Origin of the sequence: Alterluteimonas muca, from assembly GCF_021191595.1 — a bacterium.
GTDB lineage: Bacteria > Pseudomonadota > Gammaproteobacteria > Xanthomonadales > Xanthomonadaceae > Luteimonas > Luteimonas muca.
Map to the genome: position 1 here is coordinate 288,272 of NZ_JAIWPS010000003.1, position 13,620 is coordinate 301,891.

At 69.9% G+C, this 13,620-nt stretch carries 16 protein-coding genes and 1 pseudogene; 8 read left to right on the top strand and 9 right to left on the bottom strand.

The genetic code is table 11. The features are described from left to right. Positions 1-218: 218 nt before the first annotated feature. Positions 219-1,178: an HPr(Ser) kinase/phosphatase gene (gene hprK / locus LDO11_RS07010; protein WP_232140891.1), complete on the top strand. Its 960-nt coding sequence runs from the start codon at positions 219-221 to the stop codon at positions 1,176-1,178. Then, a complete protein-coding gene (rapZ, locus tag LDO11_RS07015; protein ID WP_232140892.1) occupies positions 1,175-2,041 on the top strand; it encodes an RNase adapter RapZ in 867 nt (288 codons plus the stop codon). The genes hprK and rapZ overlap by 4 nt, the downstream gene beginning before the upstream one ends. Positions 2,042-2,081: 40 nt before the next feature. Here the strand turns inward: rapZ and LDO11_RS07020 are convergent, their stop codons facing one another. Continuing rightward, positions 2,082-2,399 (bottom strand): hypothetical protein, encoded by a 318-nt coding sequence (locus tag LDO11_RS07020; RefSeq protein WP_232140893.1) that lies wholly within the window; start codon positions 2,397-2,399, stop codon positions 2,082-2,084. Positions 2,400-2,403: 4 nt separating this feature from the next. Beyond that, a complete protein-coding gene (locus tag LDO11_RS07025) occupies positions 2,404-2,748 on the bottom strand; it encodes a hypothetical protein (RefSeq protein ID WP_232140894.1) in 345 nt (114 codons plus the stop codon). A 153-nt stretch (positions 2,749-2,901) separates the two neighbouring features. Here LDO11_RS07025 and LDO11_RS07030 point away from each other — a divergent pair, with 153 nt between their 5' ends. The 5 genes from LDO11_RS07030 (at position 2,902) to LDO11_RS07050 (ending at position 7,508) form a co-directional block, all read left to right on the top strand. Then, entirely contained in the window at positions 2,902-3,294 is a 393-nt protein-coding gene (locus LDO11_RS07030) for a PTS sugar transporter subunit IIA (protein WP_232140895.1), read from the top strand. Positions 3,295-3,327: 33 nt separating this feature from the next. Then, entirely contained in the window at positions 3,328-3,597 is a 270-nt protein-coding gene (locus tag LDO11_RS07035) for an HPr family phosphocarrier protein (protein WP_129135297.1), read from the top strand. Continuing rightward, positions 3,597-5,321 carry a phosphoenolpyruvate--protein phosphotransferase gene (gene ptsP / locus LDO11_RS07040; RefSeq protein ID WP_232140896.1) on the top strand — a complete coding sequence of 575 codons (1,725 nt, stop codon included), beginning with the start codon at positions 3,597-3,599 and terminating at the stop codon, positions 5,319-5,321. The genes LDO11_RS07035 and ptsP overlap by 1 nt, the downstream gene beginning before the upstream one ends. A 209-nt stretch (positions 5,322-5,530) precedes the next feature. Further along, positions 5,531-6,892: a magnesium transporter gene (mgtE, locus tag LDO11_RS07045; protein WP_232140897.1), complete on the top strand. Its 1,362-nt coding sequence runs from the start codon at positions 5,531-5,533 to the stop codon at positions 6,890-6,892. A gap of 1 nt (position 6,893) precedes the next feature. Continuing rightward, the gene (locus LDO11_RS07050; RefSeq protein WP_232140898.1) at positions 6,894-7,508 is read left to right on the top strand and encodes a DUF1294 domain-containing protein; all 615 of its coding nucleotides are present in this window, start codon (positions 6,894-6,896) and stop codon (positions 7,506-7,508) included. A gap of 63 nt (positions 7,509-7,571) precedes the next feature. On the opposite strand, the gene LDO11_RS07055 is transcribed toward LDO11_RS07050, so the two are convergent. From LDO11_RS07055 to LDO11_RS07080, 6 genes are all read right to left on the bottom strand, one after another. Then, complete coding sequence (locus LDO11_RS07055) at positions 7,572-8,951, bottom strand: amino acid permease (RefSeq protein WP_232140899.1); 1,380 nt, start codon at positions 8,949-8,951, stop codon at positions 7,572-7,574. A gap of 129 nt (positions 8,952-9,080) precedes the next feature. Then, positions 9,081-10,025 carry an aspartate carbamoyltransferase catalytic subunit gene (locus tag LDO11_RS07060; protein ID WP_232140900.1) on the bottom strand — a complete coding sequence of 315 codons (945 nt, stop codon included), beginning with the start codon at positions 10,023-10,025 and terminating at the stop codon, positions 9,081-9,083. A gap of 27 nt (positions 10,026-10,052) precedes the next feature. After that, positions 10,053-10,517, bottom strand: a complete 465-nt coding sequence (gene ruvX / locus LDO11_RS07065; RefSeq protein ID WP_232140901.1) for a Holliday junction resolvase RuvX — start codon at positions 10,515-10,517, stop codon at positions 10,053-10,055. Beyond that, entirely contained in the window at positions 10,517-11,083 is a 567-nt protein-coding gene (locus tag LDO11_RS07070; protein WP_232140902.1) for a YqgE/AlgH family protein, read from the bottom strand. The genes ruvX and LDO11_RS07070 overlap by 1 nt, the downstream gene beginning before the upstream one ends. Positions 11,084-11,170: 87 nt before the next feature. After that, the gene (locus LDO11_RS07075) at positions 11,171-11,629 is read right to left on the bottom strand and encodes an FKBP-type peptidyl-prolyl cis-trans isomerase (RefSeq protein ID WP_232140903.1); all 459 of its coding nucleotides are present in this window, start codon (positions 11,627-11,629) and stop codon (positions 11,171-11,173) included. 770 nt (positions 11,630-12,399) lie between these two features. Further along, positions 12,400-13,020 (bottom strand): superoxide dismutase, encoded by a 621-nt coding sequence (locus tag LDO11_RS07080; protein ID WP_232140904.1) that lies wholly within the window; start codon positions 13,018-13,020, stop codon positions 12,400-12,402. A gap of 175 nt (positions 13,021-13,195) precedes the next feature. On the opposite strand from LDO11_RS07080, the pseudogene LDO11_RS07085 reads away from it, so the two are divergent. After that, positions 13,196-13,492, top strand: a pseudogene (locus LDO11_RS07085) (DUF72 domain-containing protein); the annotation flags it as partial. Positions 13,493-13,496: 4 nt separating this feature from the next. On the opposite strand, the gene LDO11_RS07090 reads toward LDO11_RS07085, so the two are convergent. Then, positions 13,497-13,620, bottom strand: a 124-nt coding sequence (locus LDO11_RS07090) for a transposase (protein ID WP_209165578.1), incomplete at its 5' end; no start/stop codon positions are given.

Consider the following 13,620-nt stretch of genomic DNA (forward strand, 5'->3'; position numbering starts at 1 on the left):
GCGCCATTCCACGGCGCGCCGGATCCTCCGACGCGCCGTTTGCGTCTCCGCAATCGCAGCGTCAGCGCGTCCGGGATTACAGCCGGCATCATCTGCGGTTACTCTCGCCCGGCCATATCGCCGGCGCCTGCTTGCAGGCATCCGCGCACATGCGGCGGATACGCCGCCCTCCCATCGCCCGCATGGCACCCGGGCCCGCGAGACAGGGGCTTGCAGGCATGACCGCCAGCATTACCGCGCAGGAACTGTTCGACCAGCAGCAGGAGCGCCTGCAGCTGCGCTGGGTCGCCGGCCAGAGTGGGCAGCAGCGCGTGCTGCAGTCGGTGGAGACGGTGGCGCGGCGGCCGTCGCTGGCGGGCTATCTCAACATCATCTATCCCAACAAGGTGCAGATCCTCGGCACCGAGGAACTGGCCTGGCTGGACGCGCTCGACGCCCGCCTGCGCTGGGAGACGATCGCCAAGATCATGGAGTTCCGGCCACTGGCGCTGGTGGTGAGCAAGAGCCAGTCCTGCCCCGAGGACCTGCTCGAGGCCGCGGAGGAGTCCGCAACGCCACTATGGCTGTCACCGCGCCGTGGCCACGAGCTGCTCAACCATCTGCAGTACCACCTGGCACGGATGCTGGCGCCGCGGGTCACCCTGCATGGCGTGTTCATGGAGATCTATTCGATCGGCGTGCTGATCACCGGCGAGTCCGGTTCCGGCAAGAGTGAACTCGCGCTGGAGCTGATCACCCGCGGACACCGGCTGGTCGCCGACGACGCACCGGAGTTCACCCAGATCGCGCCGGACGTGCTCGATGGCACCTGCCCGGAACTGCTGCAGGACCTGCTGGAACTGCGCGGGCTGGGGGTGCTCAACATCCGCGAGATGTTCGGCGACACCGCGGTCAAGCGGAACAAGTACCTGCGCCTCATCGTGCACCTGGCGCGCCCGGACCACTACGAGGCCGACGCCCGGCACGACGGCATGGCGCGCCTGACCGGCGACCTCGGTACCCGCGAGGTGCTGGAACTGAACGTCCCGACGATCACCCTGCCGGTGATGCCCGGTCGCAACCTCGCGGTGCTGGCCGAGGCCGCCGCACGCACGCATATCCTGCGCGCCAAGGGGGTGGATCCTGCCGCCGCCTTTCTGGCGCGCCATTCGCATTTCCTGGAGAGGGGAACCCCATGAGCGAACGGCCTTCGATGGTGGTGGTGTCGGGCCTGTCCGGCAGTGGCAAGTCGGTCGCACTGAAGACGCTGGAGGACCTCGACTACTACTGCACCGACAACCTGCCCGCAGACCTGCTGCCCGCGTTCGTGCGCAGCGTGGGCCGTCAGGACGAAGCACCGCAGCGGCTTGCGGTGAGCATCGACGTGCGCAACCGTCACCAGGACCTGGCGCAGATCCCGCAATGGCTGTCGGCGGTGGGCGAACTCGGTTTCGATCCACGGCTGGTGTTCTTCGATGCCGACGACGCGGTGCTGATCAAGCGCTATGCCGACACCCGCCGGCGGCATCCGCTCAGCCACTTCGGCCTGGCGCTCGCCGATGCGATCGCGCTGGAACGCCAGGTGCTCAAGCCGTTGCGATCGCTGGCCGACGTGCACATCGACACCACCAGCCTCAACGTCCACCAGCTGCGCCGGATGGTGATCACCGAACTCGGCCTGGCCGATTCGTCGCTGTCACTGCTGTTCGAATCCTTCGCCTACCGGCGCGGGGTACCGGCCGACGCGGATTTCGTGTTCGACGCGCGCGGCCTGCCCAACCCGCACTGGGAGCCGCGCCTGCGGCCGCTGTCGGGACGTGATCCGGACGTGGCCGAGTACCTCGATGCCAGCACCGATTTCGCGGAATACCTCGGCCAGGTCTCGGGCTTTCTCGACAACTGGCTCCCGCGCATGCGTTCGGGCACGCGCAGCTACGTGACGGTTGCGATCGGCTGCAGTGGCGGACGCCACCGTTCGGTCTATCTGGCAGAGAAGCTCGCCGCACACGCGCGCGACAACGGTTGGGACGACGTGGCGACCTACCACCGCGAACTGGACTGAGCCGCCTCCGGCAGGCGCCGTCGCCGACGGCAGCGAGCACTCAGGCGGTGCGGTCGAGCTCCAGCTGGTCGGCGATGCTGAGTTCGCCCAGCACCTGCTTCAGGCGCCGGCCGCGCTCGACGCCCAGCGCATGCATGCGTGCGTGCATCCAGGATTCGGCGGCCTCGCGCCCCTCATCGCGGGCACGACGCCCGAACTCGGGAGCCGCGGCCTGCAGTTCGTCCTGGATCGCCTGCTGCATGCCGTCGTACTCGCGGAACAGCAGCTCGCGGTCGGCCTCGGTGATGGCGTCGATCTGGCGGAGCCCGATGACGGACTCCGCCCAGCGCTGGCGCTTATGCCAGGCGTCCTCGTTCACCGGATCAACCCGCCCAGCCGCTCTGCACGCCATCCATGAAGGTGTTGGCGAGGCCGGTGGCGAAGTTGCCGAGATCACCGAAGTCCTGCTGGGTGGCGACACCCAGGGTGTCGTTGAGGGCGGGCAGCAGCGCATCGCGGGCGAGCGATTCGACGGCGTCGAAGCCGGCATCGACGATAGGGCCGGCCAGTGCCTGCACCAGCACCCCGGAACCAGGCAGCGCGGTGTTGGCGGCGACCGACAGCAGGTTGGTCACGAGCCCAGGGGCCATGTCCAGGATGTTGTCGAGGAGATTGCCGGCGAAGTTCCCGGCCATGCTGGACAGGCTGCTGGTGATGGAATCGAACATGCGCTGGGTTCCTTGGCTCGGGCCTACAACGGCGTGTGCGGCCATATTCCGTAGCCACCCTCAGCCGCACCAGATGGGGCGCGCCCTAGGTCGTCGCGCGCACGCGCGCGCATGTGTCTTCTGCGCTCCACGGCCGTCTGCTAGTTTGTGGCCATGACTGTCGGCATCCTCCTCGTCACCCATGAAGGCATCGGCACCGCACTGGTGGCGGTGGCCGGCCGCCTGCTGCGCCCGCTGCCGTTGAAGGTGGAGGCGTTCGAGGTGCCGTTCGATGCCGACGCCGACGCGCTGCTGCCCGCAGCCAGTGCGGCGTTGCGGCGGGTGGACGGCGGCGATGGCGTGCTGGTCCTCACCGACCTCTACGGCGCCAGCCCGAGCAACCTCGCCGCCCGCGTGGTCCGCCTCGGCACGCCGGCGCGGCGGGTGTCGGGCCTCAACCTGCCGATGCTGCTGCGCGTGCTGAACTACCCGGAACTTCCATTGCAGGAGCTGCCGGCGGTGGCGGCGGCCGGCGCGCGGATCGGGGTGATCCATGACGATGCCTGACCCGGGCCGGACGCGCAGCGGAGGAGTGCCGACATGATCCAGCGCGACCTGATGATCACCAACCGGCTCGGCCTGCACGCGCGCGCCACGGCGCGCCTCGTGCAGCTGCTGTCGGGTTACCGCTGCAACGCGACGCTGGTGGCCAAGGGCCGCGAGGTCAACGCCAAGAGCATCATGGGCGTGATGCTGCTTGCCGCCGGGCCGGGAACACCGGTGGTGCTGCGCGTGGACGGCGAGGACGAGGCGGCCGCGGCCGACGCCGTCGCGGCGCTGTTCGAGCGGCGCTTCGACGAGGACAGTTGATGCGGCGTGCCTTCACCGGGCACGGCGCGTCACGCGGCAGCGCACTGGGCCATGCACGGGTCCGGCTGCCGTTTCTGTTCGAGGTCAGCGAACAGCACATCGCCGAAGCCGACGTCGCAACGGAACTCGCACGCCTGCATGCGGCCATCCAGGACGTGCGCGCGGAACTGCATGCCGCACGCGAGCGGCTGCATGGGGCGCTCGCCCACGAGGTCGGCGAATTCCTCGACCTGCATGCGCTGCTGCTCGACGATCCCGAACTGCTGCAGGGGCTGGACGCGCTGATCCGCGACAGCCGCTACAGCGCCGACTATGCGCTGCGCCTGCAGCGTGACCGCCTGGCCGCGGTGTTCGCGGCGATGGACGACGACTACTTCCGCAGCCGCAGCGAGGACGTCGACCAGGTCATCGGCCGCCTGCACGCCGCCCTGCACCGTGGCGAGCCGCATGCAGGTGGGGTGGCGGGCGAGATCCTGGTCACCGATACCGTGGCCCCGGCCGAGCTTGTGCAGCTGCAGTCGCAGGGCGTGCTTGCGATCGTCACCACCGGCGGCAGCATGCTGTCGCATGCCGCGATCCTGGCGCGCAGCCTGCACATACCGCTGGTGGTCGGCGCAGGCGAGGTGCTGCAGCACGTCAACGACGGCGACGTGCTGGTCGTCGACGGCGCACGCGGCCGGGTGGTGGTGTCACCCGATGCCTCCGACCTGCGCGGGTACCGCACCCGCCGCCGTGACGAGCAGCACGAGCGCCGGCAGCTGCACCGCCTGCGGCGCGAGCCGACGCGCACGCTGGACGGGGTCGACATCCGCCTGTACGCCAATGCCGAGTCACGCGACGATGTCGCCGAGGCGCATGCGCTGGGGGCGGCGGGCCTCGGCCTGTACCGCACCGAGTACCTGTTCCTGCAGGGCAGCGCCGCGCCCGACGAGGACACCCAGTTCCGCGCCTACCGCGATGCCGTGCTGGGGATGACCGGTCGCACGGTGACGATCCGCACCCTCGACCTGGGCGCCGACAAGGCCGACCGTGCCGGCCTCACCCTCCCGCGCGAGCCCAACCCGGCGCTCGGTTGCCGCGGCGTGCGCCTGTCGCTGGCGCGCGGCGACATCTTCGCCATCCAGATGCGGGCGCTGCTGCGCGCGTCCGGTTACGGCCCTCTGCGCATCCTGGTGCCGATGGTGGCCACCCGCGACGAGATGCTGCAGGTCGCCGCACTGCTGCGCAGCACACGTGAGGCACTGCGTGCCGAGGGCCACCATGTCGCCGACGAGGTGCCGCTGGGCGCGATGATCGAGGTGCCGGCGGCGGCGCTGGCCCTGCCCGCACTGGCCGATACCGTCGACTTCGTGTCCATCGGCACCAATGACCTCGTGCAGTACATGCTCGCCGCCGACCGCAACAACGACGCGCTCGAGGACCTGCACTCGCCACTGCATCCGGCCGTGCTGCGGGTGCTGCGCGATGTCATCCGTACCGGCCGCGCGCGCGGGTTGCCGGTGGCGGTGTGCGGGGAAATGGCCGGCGACCCGGCCTTCGTACCGCTGCTGCTGGCATTGGGCCTCGAGGAGTTCAGCCTGCACCCCGCGACGCTGCTGGAAGTACGCCAGGCGATCCGCGCATGCGACCTCGGCGCACTGCGCCGGCGCGCCGGTGCACTGATGCGCGCACGCGACCGTGCCGGGATCGACCGCTGGATGCGCCAGGCCAGTACCGCGGCCTGAGCGCTACGCCGCATCGCGATGGCGGTCGGAAGGGTGGGCACTGCAACGGGCAACGCGCGATAATGCCGCGCATGAACACCTGACCTGTCGCGCCCCTGGGCCGCGATGTCACTTCCAGGCCGTCATCCATGGCGCGAAGGTTCCGGCACGTCGCCCGCAGGCGGCTGCGGAGCACGCGGACAGCGGATGCCGGCGCGAGACGCGACCCTATGGCCGAGAACGCCCGCCACGACAAGACCGCACGCCAGCTGCGTCTGCTTTCCGACGCCCTGGACAGCGGGCGGCTGGGCCCGGTGCGCCGGCTGGTCAACACGCTGGCGCCAGCCGAGATCGGCAACCTGCTCGAATCGCTGCCGCACGACAAGCGCATGGTGGTGTGGGGGTTGGTGGATGCCGAGGACGATGGCGAGGTGCTGGTGCACGTCGGCGACGAGGTGCGCGAGAGCCTGATCGCCGACATGGATCCCGACGAGCTGGTGGCCGCGGTCGAGGATCTCGACATCGACGACCTTGCCGACCTCGTCGACGACCTGCCCGAGGCGGTGAGCGAGCAGCTGCTGCGTTCGATGGACCGCGAGAACCGCGAGCGGCTCGAGCAGGCGCTGTCGTACGAGGAGGACAGCGCCGGGCGCCTGATGAACCCCGACGTGGTCACCGTGCGCGCCGATACCACCGTGGAGGTCGTGCTGCGCTTCCTGCGCCTGCGCGGCGAACTGCCCGAGCACACCGACCACCTGTACGTGGTCAACCGCCGGCACCAGCTGATCGGCTGGGTCGCGCTGCAGGACCTGGTGACCTGCGAGCCGGGCACTCCGCTCAACCAGCTCATCGACGATTCGCTGACCTCGATCCATGTCGGTGAATCCGCGCAGGAAGTCGCGCGGCAGTTCTCCGACCACGACTGGGTCTCGGCGCCGGTGGTCGACGACGGCAACGTGCTGCTGGGCCGCATCACCATCGACGACGTGGTCGACATCATCCGCGAGCAGGCCGAACACCAGGTGCTGGGTGCGGCCGGCCTCGACGAGGACGAGGACCTGTTCTCGCCGGTGCGGCGCGCGGTGCGCGGCCGCGTGGTCTGGCTGTGCATCAACCTGCTGACCGCGTTCCTGGCGGCATCGGTGATCGGCCAGTTCGAGGCCACCATCGAGCGCATCGTCGCCCTGGCCGTACTGATGCCGATCGTCGCCGGCATCGGCGGCAATGCCTCGGTGCAGGTGCTTACGCTGATGGTGCGCGGCATTGCGCTGGGCCAGGTGGGCAGCAGCAACGCCGGCATCCTGCTGTGGAAGGAACTGCGGGTGGCGCTGATCAACGGCCTGCTGATCGGCAGCCTGGTGGGGTTGATCGCGCTCATCTGGTTCCGCGACTGGGACCTGTCGCTGGTGATCGGCGCGGCGCTGGTGATCAACTTCTGCTCGGCTGCGCTCGCCGGGGTGCTCGTGCCGCTGTTGATGAAGCGCATGCGCATCGACCCGGCGGTTGCCGGCACCGTGGTGGTCACCGCGGTCACCGACGTCATGGGCTTCCTGAGCTTCCTCGGCCTGGCCACGCTGGTGCTGCTGCGCTGACATGACAGGCGCACCGGTCCTCGGGAAGGTCATCGAGTGGGACGATGGCCGCGGCTTCGGCTTCATCCAGCCCCATGATGATGACCGGCGGCTGTTCTTCCACATCCGCGATTACCGCAGGTCCGGACGGCGGCCGGAGATCGGCGAGCTCGTGCGCTTCCGGCTGTCGCGCCAGGCCGATGGGCGCTGGTGTGCGCAGGACGTGGACCGGGTGGCGCAGCGTCGGCGCGGCGCAGTACGGCGCGCGTTGTCGACGGATGCGCCGCGGATCGGTTGGGCGCCGGCGATGGCGCTCCTCGCAGGTTACGCGGCGTTGCTGGCCTGGTCGCTGGCCGCAGGCCGCCTGCCGCTCGCGATCGCGGCCTGCGTGCCGGTGCTGTCGCTGATCACCTGGCTGCTGTATGCGGCCGACAAGCGCGCCGCGCAGGGCCGGCGCCGGCGCGTGCCCGAGATCCATCTGCACGCACTCGAGCTCGCCGGCGGCTGGCCGGGCGCCCTGCTCGCCCAGCGCATGCTCCACCACAAGAGTCGCAAGCGCTCCTACCAGGCGGTGTTCTGGATCGTGGTCGCGTTGAACGTGTCCGCCGTGGTCGCTTGGCCGGAGCTTGCCGGCTGAGGCCTTGCCCGCGCCGGCGGACGACCCGTCGCGCCCTGCAGTGCCTGCAACGCGCCGTGGACGTCAGGCGCGTCCGCGATGCCGGCGCGCAAGTGCGCTGACAATGGCGATGGCCGCGGTCAGCGCCGCCATCGACAGGAACTGCGTGCGCGTGTCGGGCGAAGCGACCAGCAGCGCGAAGATGACGCCGAGGATCGCCAGCGCGCACAGCGTCGGCAGCGGGAACCCGCGCATGCGGTACGCCAGCGCCACCCCCGCGCGATCGGCGCGCCGGCGCAGGATCAGCTGCGACACCAGCGCGATCGTCCACACCAGCAGGCAGGTGGCACCGACGATGTTGAGCAGCATCGGCAGCACGCGCTGCGGATACAGCAGTTCCAGCGCGGCGGCGGCGAACCCGAAAGCCACGCTGGCCAGCACCGCCGCTACCGGCACCATGCGGCGGTCGCTGCGGCCCAGCACTGCCGGAGCCTCGCCCCGGCGTGCCAGCGACCAGATCATCCGCGAAGCGCCGTAGAGGTTGGCATTGAGCGCCGACAGCAGCGCGATCACCGCGACCAGGGTGATGGCGGTGGCCGCACCCGGAATGCGCGCGGTCTCCAGCACGGCGGCAAACGGCGATGCCAGCGCCGGGCTGTTCCAGGGCACCACCGCCACGATCACCGCGATCGAGCCGAGATAGAACACGAGGATCCGCCAGGCCACGGTGCGGATCGCACGGGCGAGGCTGCGCGCGGGATCCGCGGTCTCGGCCGCGGCGATGGCGACGATCTCGGTGCCGCCGAACGCGAACACCACCACCAGCAGCGCGGCACCGATGCCCATCATCCCGTTGGGCGCGAAGCCGCCGTGGGCCGTGAAGTTGGCGAAGCCCGGCGACGCGACCGCCGGCAGCCAGCCCATCACCAGCGCGATGCCGATGGCGATGAAGGCGAGGATCGCGATGACCTTGAGGATCGCGAACCAGAACTCGAACTCGCCGAAATTGCGCACGCCGAGCAGGTTGATCGCGGTGAACACCGCCATGAACGTGAGTGTCAGCCCCGGCACCGACAGCCCCGGCCAGATCGTCGCCAGCAGGCCGGCCGCGCCCACCGCCTCGGCGGCCACCACGACGCCGACCTGCAGCCACCACAGCCAGCCAACGGTGGCACCCGCGGTCGCGCCCATCGCATCCTCGGCATACACCGAGAACGCCCCGCTTGCGGGTTTGGCCGCGGCCATCTCGCCAAGCGCGTGCATCACCACGATCACCAGCGCGCCGGCGATCAGGTACGACAGCAGCACCGCAGGTCCGGCAATCTGGATGCCGACCCCGGACCCCAGGAACAGGCCGGCGCCGATCGCGCTGCCGAGGCCCATCATCACCAGCTGGCGCGGCTTGAGCGCGTGGGCCGGGGAAGCGGCGGCGCGGGCGGGGATCGAGGTTTCGGAAACGGACATGCGGGGCGCACATGGGAGGGTTGCGCACGATACCGCGGCCGCCCGCCGCTGCGGCGCCCGTGGCCGCGCCGCATCATTCCGTGACCGGCACGAATCTCGGCTGCGGACGTGGCCGCGCCACCGCGCGAATCAGCCGAGCAGCGCCTCCAGCACCGCCGCGCGCACCGCCACGCCGTTGGCGACCTGACGCAGGATCAGCGACTGCGGGCCGTCGGCGACGTCGTCGTCGATCTCCACGCCGCGGTTCATCGGCCCCGGGTGCAGCACCACCGCGTCCGGGCGCGCGCGACGCAGGCGTGTCGCGGTCAGTCCGAACTCGCGGTGGTAACCCTCCAGCGAGAGCACCAGCCCTTCCTCCATCCGCTCGCGCTGCAGGCGCAGCATCATCACCGCGTCCACGCCGTCGAGTGCGGCATCGAGGTCATCGAACACCCGGCAGCCGTCGAGGATCGCATCGGTGGGCAGCAACGCCGCCGGTGCGCAGACGCGGATCTCGCCGGCGCCGAGCGTGCGCAATGCATGCAGGTCGGAACGCGCGACCCGCGAATGGCGGATGTCGCCGACGATGACCACCCTGAGTCCGGAGAAGTCGCGCCCCTTGGCCTGGCGCAGGGTCAGCATGTCGAGCAGCCCCTGGGTGGGATGCGCGCTGCGGCCATCACCGGCATTGACCAGCGCGGTGTCCGGCCCCGCCGCCGCGGCCAGCGACGCCACCGCACCGTCGGCGGCATGGCGCACCACGAAGCCGCGCACGCCCATCGCCTCGATATTGCGCAGGGTGTCGAGCGCGGTCTCGCCCTTGGTGGTCGACGAGGTCGACGCGTCGAAGGCGAGCACGTCGGCACCCAGCCGCTGCGCGGCGCGCTGGAAGCTCATCCGGGTGCGCGTCGAGGGCTCGAAGAACAACGTGCACACCGCCTGTCCGGCCAGTGGCGCGCCCGCGATGCCGCCATCGACGATCGCCTGCGCACGGTCGAGCAGCGCCTCCAGCGCAGTGCGGGGAAGGCCGTCCAGGGTCAGCAGGTGGCGCAGGCGGCCATCGGGGGCGAGCTGTTCGTTCATTGGTTCCGTCATTCGGCGGCAGATGCCGCGCACAGGGAGTCAGTCCGACGGCAGCGCGAACGCATCGCCGGGTGCGGCCAGCCAGCGTTCGAGGATGATGGCCGCGGCCATCGCGTCCAGCGCGGCGGCATCGCGGCGCCGGCGGCGCCCTTCGGCACGCTGTTCGGCAAAGCGCTGGGCGGCCTCGACCGAACTCGAGCGCTCGTCCATCAGCAGCACCGGCAGGCGGTAGCGCGCACGCAACTCGCGTGCGAAGCGGTGGGCACGTCGGCGGATGGGCTGGTCGCCGCCGTCGAGGGTCATCGGATCGCCGACGATGATGCCGTCGGGCTTCCACTCCTGCCGCAGGCGGTCGATCGCATGCCAGTCGGGCTGCCCGTCATGGACGTCGATGACCGCAAGCGCACGTGCACCGTGGCCGAAGCGGCTGCCGACCGCGATGCCGATCCGCCGTGCGCCGACATCGAAACCGAATACGGTGCCGTCGGCCCGGATGGTGGACATCAGGCGTGGCCCGAATAGTCCGCGACGCGCTGCAGGTCGACGCCGATGCGATCGGCCGCGGCGTTCCAGCGCGCTTCAAGCGGCACCGCGAACAGCAGTTCGGCGTCGGCCGGCACGGTCAGCCAGGTGTTCTCGGTCAGCTCGAACTCCAGCTGCCCTGCGCCCCAACCGGCGCAGCCCAACGCCACCAGCGCGCGCTCGGGCCCGTCGCCACGCGCCATCGCCTCGAGCACGTCGCGCGAGGTGGTCACGTGCAGGTCGTCGCCGATGCGCAGGGTCGAATCCCAGCTGCGCGTACCGTCGTGCACGACAAAGCCGCGTTCGGGATGCACGGGGCCGCCGGCCAGCACCGGCTGCGCGCACAGCAGCGCGTCCTTGCTGGTGATGTCCATCTGTTCGAACACGTCGCCCAGCGTGTACTCGGAGACACGGTTGACGATCACGCCCATGGCCCCGTCGTCGTCGTGCTGGCAGATCAGCGCGACCGCGCGCGCGAAGTTCGGATCGGACAGCGCCGGCAGCGCGATCAGCAACTGGCTGGCGAGCGGCGTGGGGTCGGTCTGCATGCGTACATTCTAGGCCGACGCGCCGCGCAGGTGGCGGCCCGCGCCTGCGCCGCTGGCGTGCCTGACCGGGCCGATGGGCCGGGAGGATCAACCAAGCCCGAACTGCAGCTCGTCCGGCGTTGCCAGCCGCACGTCGACCACTTCGACGTCGGCCACGAACGGGCGCCCGGCAAGCGGATGGTTGCCATCGACATGCACGCAATCGGCCTCCACCGCGGTCACCACGACGTCCAGCGGGCCGCGTGCGGTCTGCGCCTGCAGCTTCTGTCCGACCACCGGTTCCGAGCGCACGTCGAGGACATCGCGCGGCACGGTCTGCACCAGCGCCTCGTGGCGCGGGCCGAAACCCTGCTCCGGCAGCACGGTCACGGTGAAGCGGTCACCCGCGGCGCGCCCCTCCAGCGCCTGCTCCAGCCCTGCCGCGATGCTGTTGGTGCCATGCAGGTACACCAGCGGCTGGTGGCCACGGGTGCTGGTGATTTCCGCACCCTGCTCGTCGCGCAGGGTGAAGTGGACGGTGCCGACCCTGCGGTTCGCGATCTCCATGCGTGCTCCATCGAAAACGGGTGGCCGATCTTTGCGCGCGCAGCATGGCGGACGCAAGCGCGGGCAGCATCATTTCGAACCGGACATCGATGGGCGATCACTCCGGGGGCGTGCGGCCGGATGTCCTTGCGCGCCGGGCGGCACCTCGTTTGGATTCGCGCTGCCCGTCGCGCGCACCGGGGGGCGTGCTCCCCCGGCCGGAGTCCGCATCCGGCTACCACGGCCGGCCGCCGGCCATCCATGGCCGGCTGGGAGCACCCCCCCCGGTGCACACGCGACGGGCCCGGGCATCCGCCGGCTCCGGCACGGAAATCAACAGCGGTTGTGCCAGCGTCGCCTGCCGCTGACACGCTCGTGCGTCCGGCACTTCCGGACATCGAGGTCGGCAGGTGCGAAACCGCGGCAGCAGCGGCAGGTCGAGAGTCGCCGCCACCACGGTCTGACGGCCTGACGTTGTTCGCTATTGACCTCTTCCGGACGCAGCGACGGTTCTGGGCCCGCCGCGGACGTAGGGGGATGTCCAGAGCCGGCCATGGATGGCCGGCGGCCGGATGTGGTAGCAGGACGCGGAGATATCCGGCTGGGCATCCCCTGTGGCCGCGGCGGGCCGCCCGGACATCCAGCGAGCCCCACCGCAGAGGACAGCCATGTTCCTGTCGGATACCGGGCTCTCCCTCTGCCGCCCCCGGGCCACACGACCCGACGACTCGGCCGGAAACGACAACGCCGGGCAATGCCCGGCGTCGTGACGATCAGCGCTGCGCGAAAAATCAGCCGCGCGCGGCCTGGTAGCGGCGCTCGACCTCTTCCCAGTTGATGATGTTGAAGAACGCCGAGATGTAGTCCGGACGGCGGTTCTGGTACTTCAGGTAATAGGCGTGTTCCCACACGTCCAGGCCCAGGATCGGCGTGTTGCCGGATCCGATGCCCTTCATCAGCGGGTTGTCCTGGTTGGCGGAATCCTCGATGGCCAGCGTGCCGCTGCCGTCGACCGTCAGCCACGCCCAGCCGCTACCGAAGCGGCCCTTGGCAGCGGTGGCGAAGTCCTCCTTGAACTTGTCCATCCCTCCGAGATCGCTCTCGATGCGCTTGGCGACTTCGCCCGTCGGCTGGCCGCCCTGCGGCGACAGCACGGTCCAGAACAGCGAATGGTTGGCGTGGCCACCGCCGTTGTTGCGTACCGCCTTGCGCATCTTTTCCGGCAGCGCGTCGATGTCGGCGATCAGCTGTTCGATCGGCGTGTCGGCATGCTCACTGCCCTCGATCGCGGCATTGAGGTTGGTGACGTAGGTCTGGTGGTGCTTGGTGTGGTGGATCTCCATCGTCTGGCGGTCGAAATGCGGCTCGAGCGCGTCGTAGGCATACGGGAGATCGGGAAGGGTATGGGCCATGTCGGGATTCCAGCCTATGTCTGAACAGGGCAGCCATTGTGCCGCGGCGAGGGTAAAAAAGGAGTCAACCGCCTCCCCGGCCGTCCTGGTGCCGCCCCCGCAAGTGGAGTTCACGGGCGCTCGCCGACCGCACGGGGATCCTTGCAGCCACTCCTGCCGCCCGAAACCTTGACGCATGAGCACTGCCACCCAACCCGGAAAGGTCCGCATCGGTATTTCCGGCTGGCGCTACACGCCGTGGCGCGGTGTGTTCTACCCGCAGGGCCTGGCACAACGCCGCGAGCTCGAATTCGCCTCGCGCACCTTCCCGACCATCGAGATCAACGGCAGCTTCTACTCGCTGCAGCACCCGGACAGCTACCAGCGCTGGCACGACGAGACGCCGGACGACTTCGTGTTCGCGGTCAAGGGCCACCGCTTCATCACCCACCACCTGCGCCTGCGCGATCCGCGCATCCCGGTGGCCAACTTCCGGTTCATCGCGTATTACCGGGGAAGGCTGCGCGGATCTTCAGGAAGAAGTACTCCTGATCGCGGTAGCCGTAGGCCCGGCGCTTGATGACCTTGATGGTGTTGTTGATGCCTTCGACGATGCTCGTA

Bases quoted from the DNA above. Each gene is read 5' to 3' on its own strand.
- hprK (WP_232140891.1), top strand. From the start codon at position 219: ATGACCGCCAGCATTACCGCGCAGGAACTGTTCGACCAGCAGCAGGAG.
- LDO11_RS07080 (WP_232140904.1), bottom strand. From the start codon at position 13,020: ATGGCCCATACCCTTCCCGATCTCCCGTATGCCTACGACGCGCTCGAG.
- ruvX (WP_232140901.1), bottom strand. From the start codon at position 10,517: ATGTCCACCATCCGGGCCGACGGCACCGTATTCGGTTTCGATGTCGGC.
- ptsP (WP_232140896.1), top strand. From the start codon at position 3,597: ATGCGGCGTGCCTTCACCGGGCACGGCGCGTCACGCGGCAGCGCACTG.
- mgtE (WP_232140897.1), top strand. From the start codon at position 5,531: ATGGCCGAGAACGCCCGCCACGACAAGACCGCACGCCAGCTGCGTCTG.
- LDO11_RS07030 (WP_232140895.1), top strand. From the start codon at position 2,902: ATGACTGTCGGCATCCTCCTCGTCACCCATGAAGGCATCGGCACCGCA.
- LDO11_RS07075 (WP_232140903.1), bottom strand. From the start codon at position 11,629: ATGGAGATCGCGAACCGCAGGGTCGGCACCGTCCACTTCACCCTGCGC.
- LDO11_RS07025 (WP_232140894.1), bottom strand. From the start codon at position 2,748: ATGTTCGATTCCATCACCAGCAGCCTGTCCAGCATGGCCGGGAACTTC.
- LDO11_RS07060 (WP_232140900.1), bottom strand. From the start codon at position 10,025: ATGACGGAACCAATGAACGAACAGCTCGCCCCCGATGGCCGCCTGCGC.
- LDO11_RS07050 (WP_232140898.1), top strand. From the start codon at position 6,894: ATGACAGGCGCACCGGTCCTCGGGAAGGTCATCGAGTGGGACGATGGC.
- LDO11_RS07035 (WP_129135297.1), top strand. From the start codon at position 3,328: ATGATCCAGCGCGACCTGATGATCACCAACCGGCTCGGCCTGCACGCG.
- LDO11_RS07070 (WP_232140902.1), bottom strand. From the start codon at position 11,083: ATGCAGACCGACCCCACGCCGCTCGCCAGCCAGTTGCTGATCGCGCTG.
- LDO11_RS07055 (WP_232140899.1), bottom strand. From the start codon at position 8,951: ATGTCCGTTTCCGAAACCTCGATCCCCGCCCGCGCCGCCGCTTCCCCG.
- rapZ (WP_232140892.1), top strand. From the start codon at position 1,175: ATGAGCGAACGGCCTTCGATGGTGGTGGTGTCGGGCCTGTCCGGCAGT.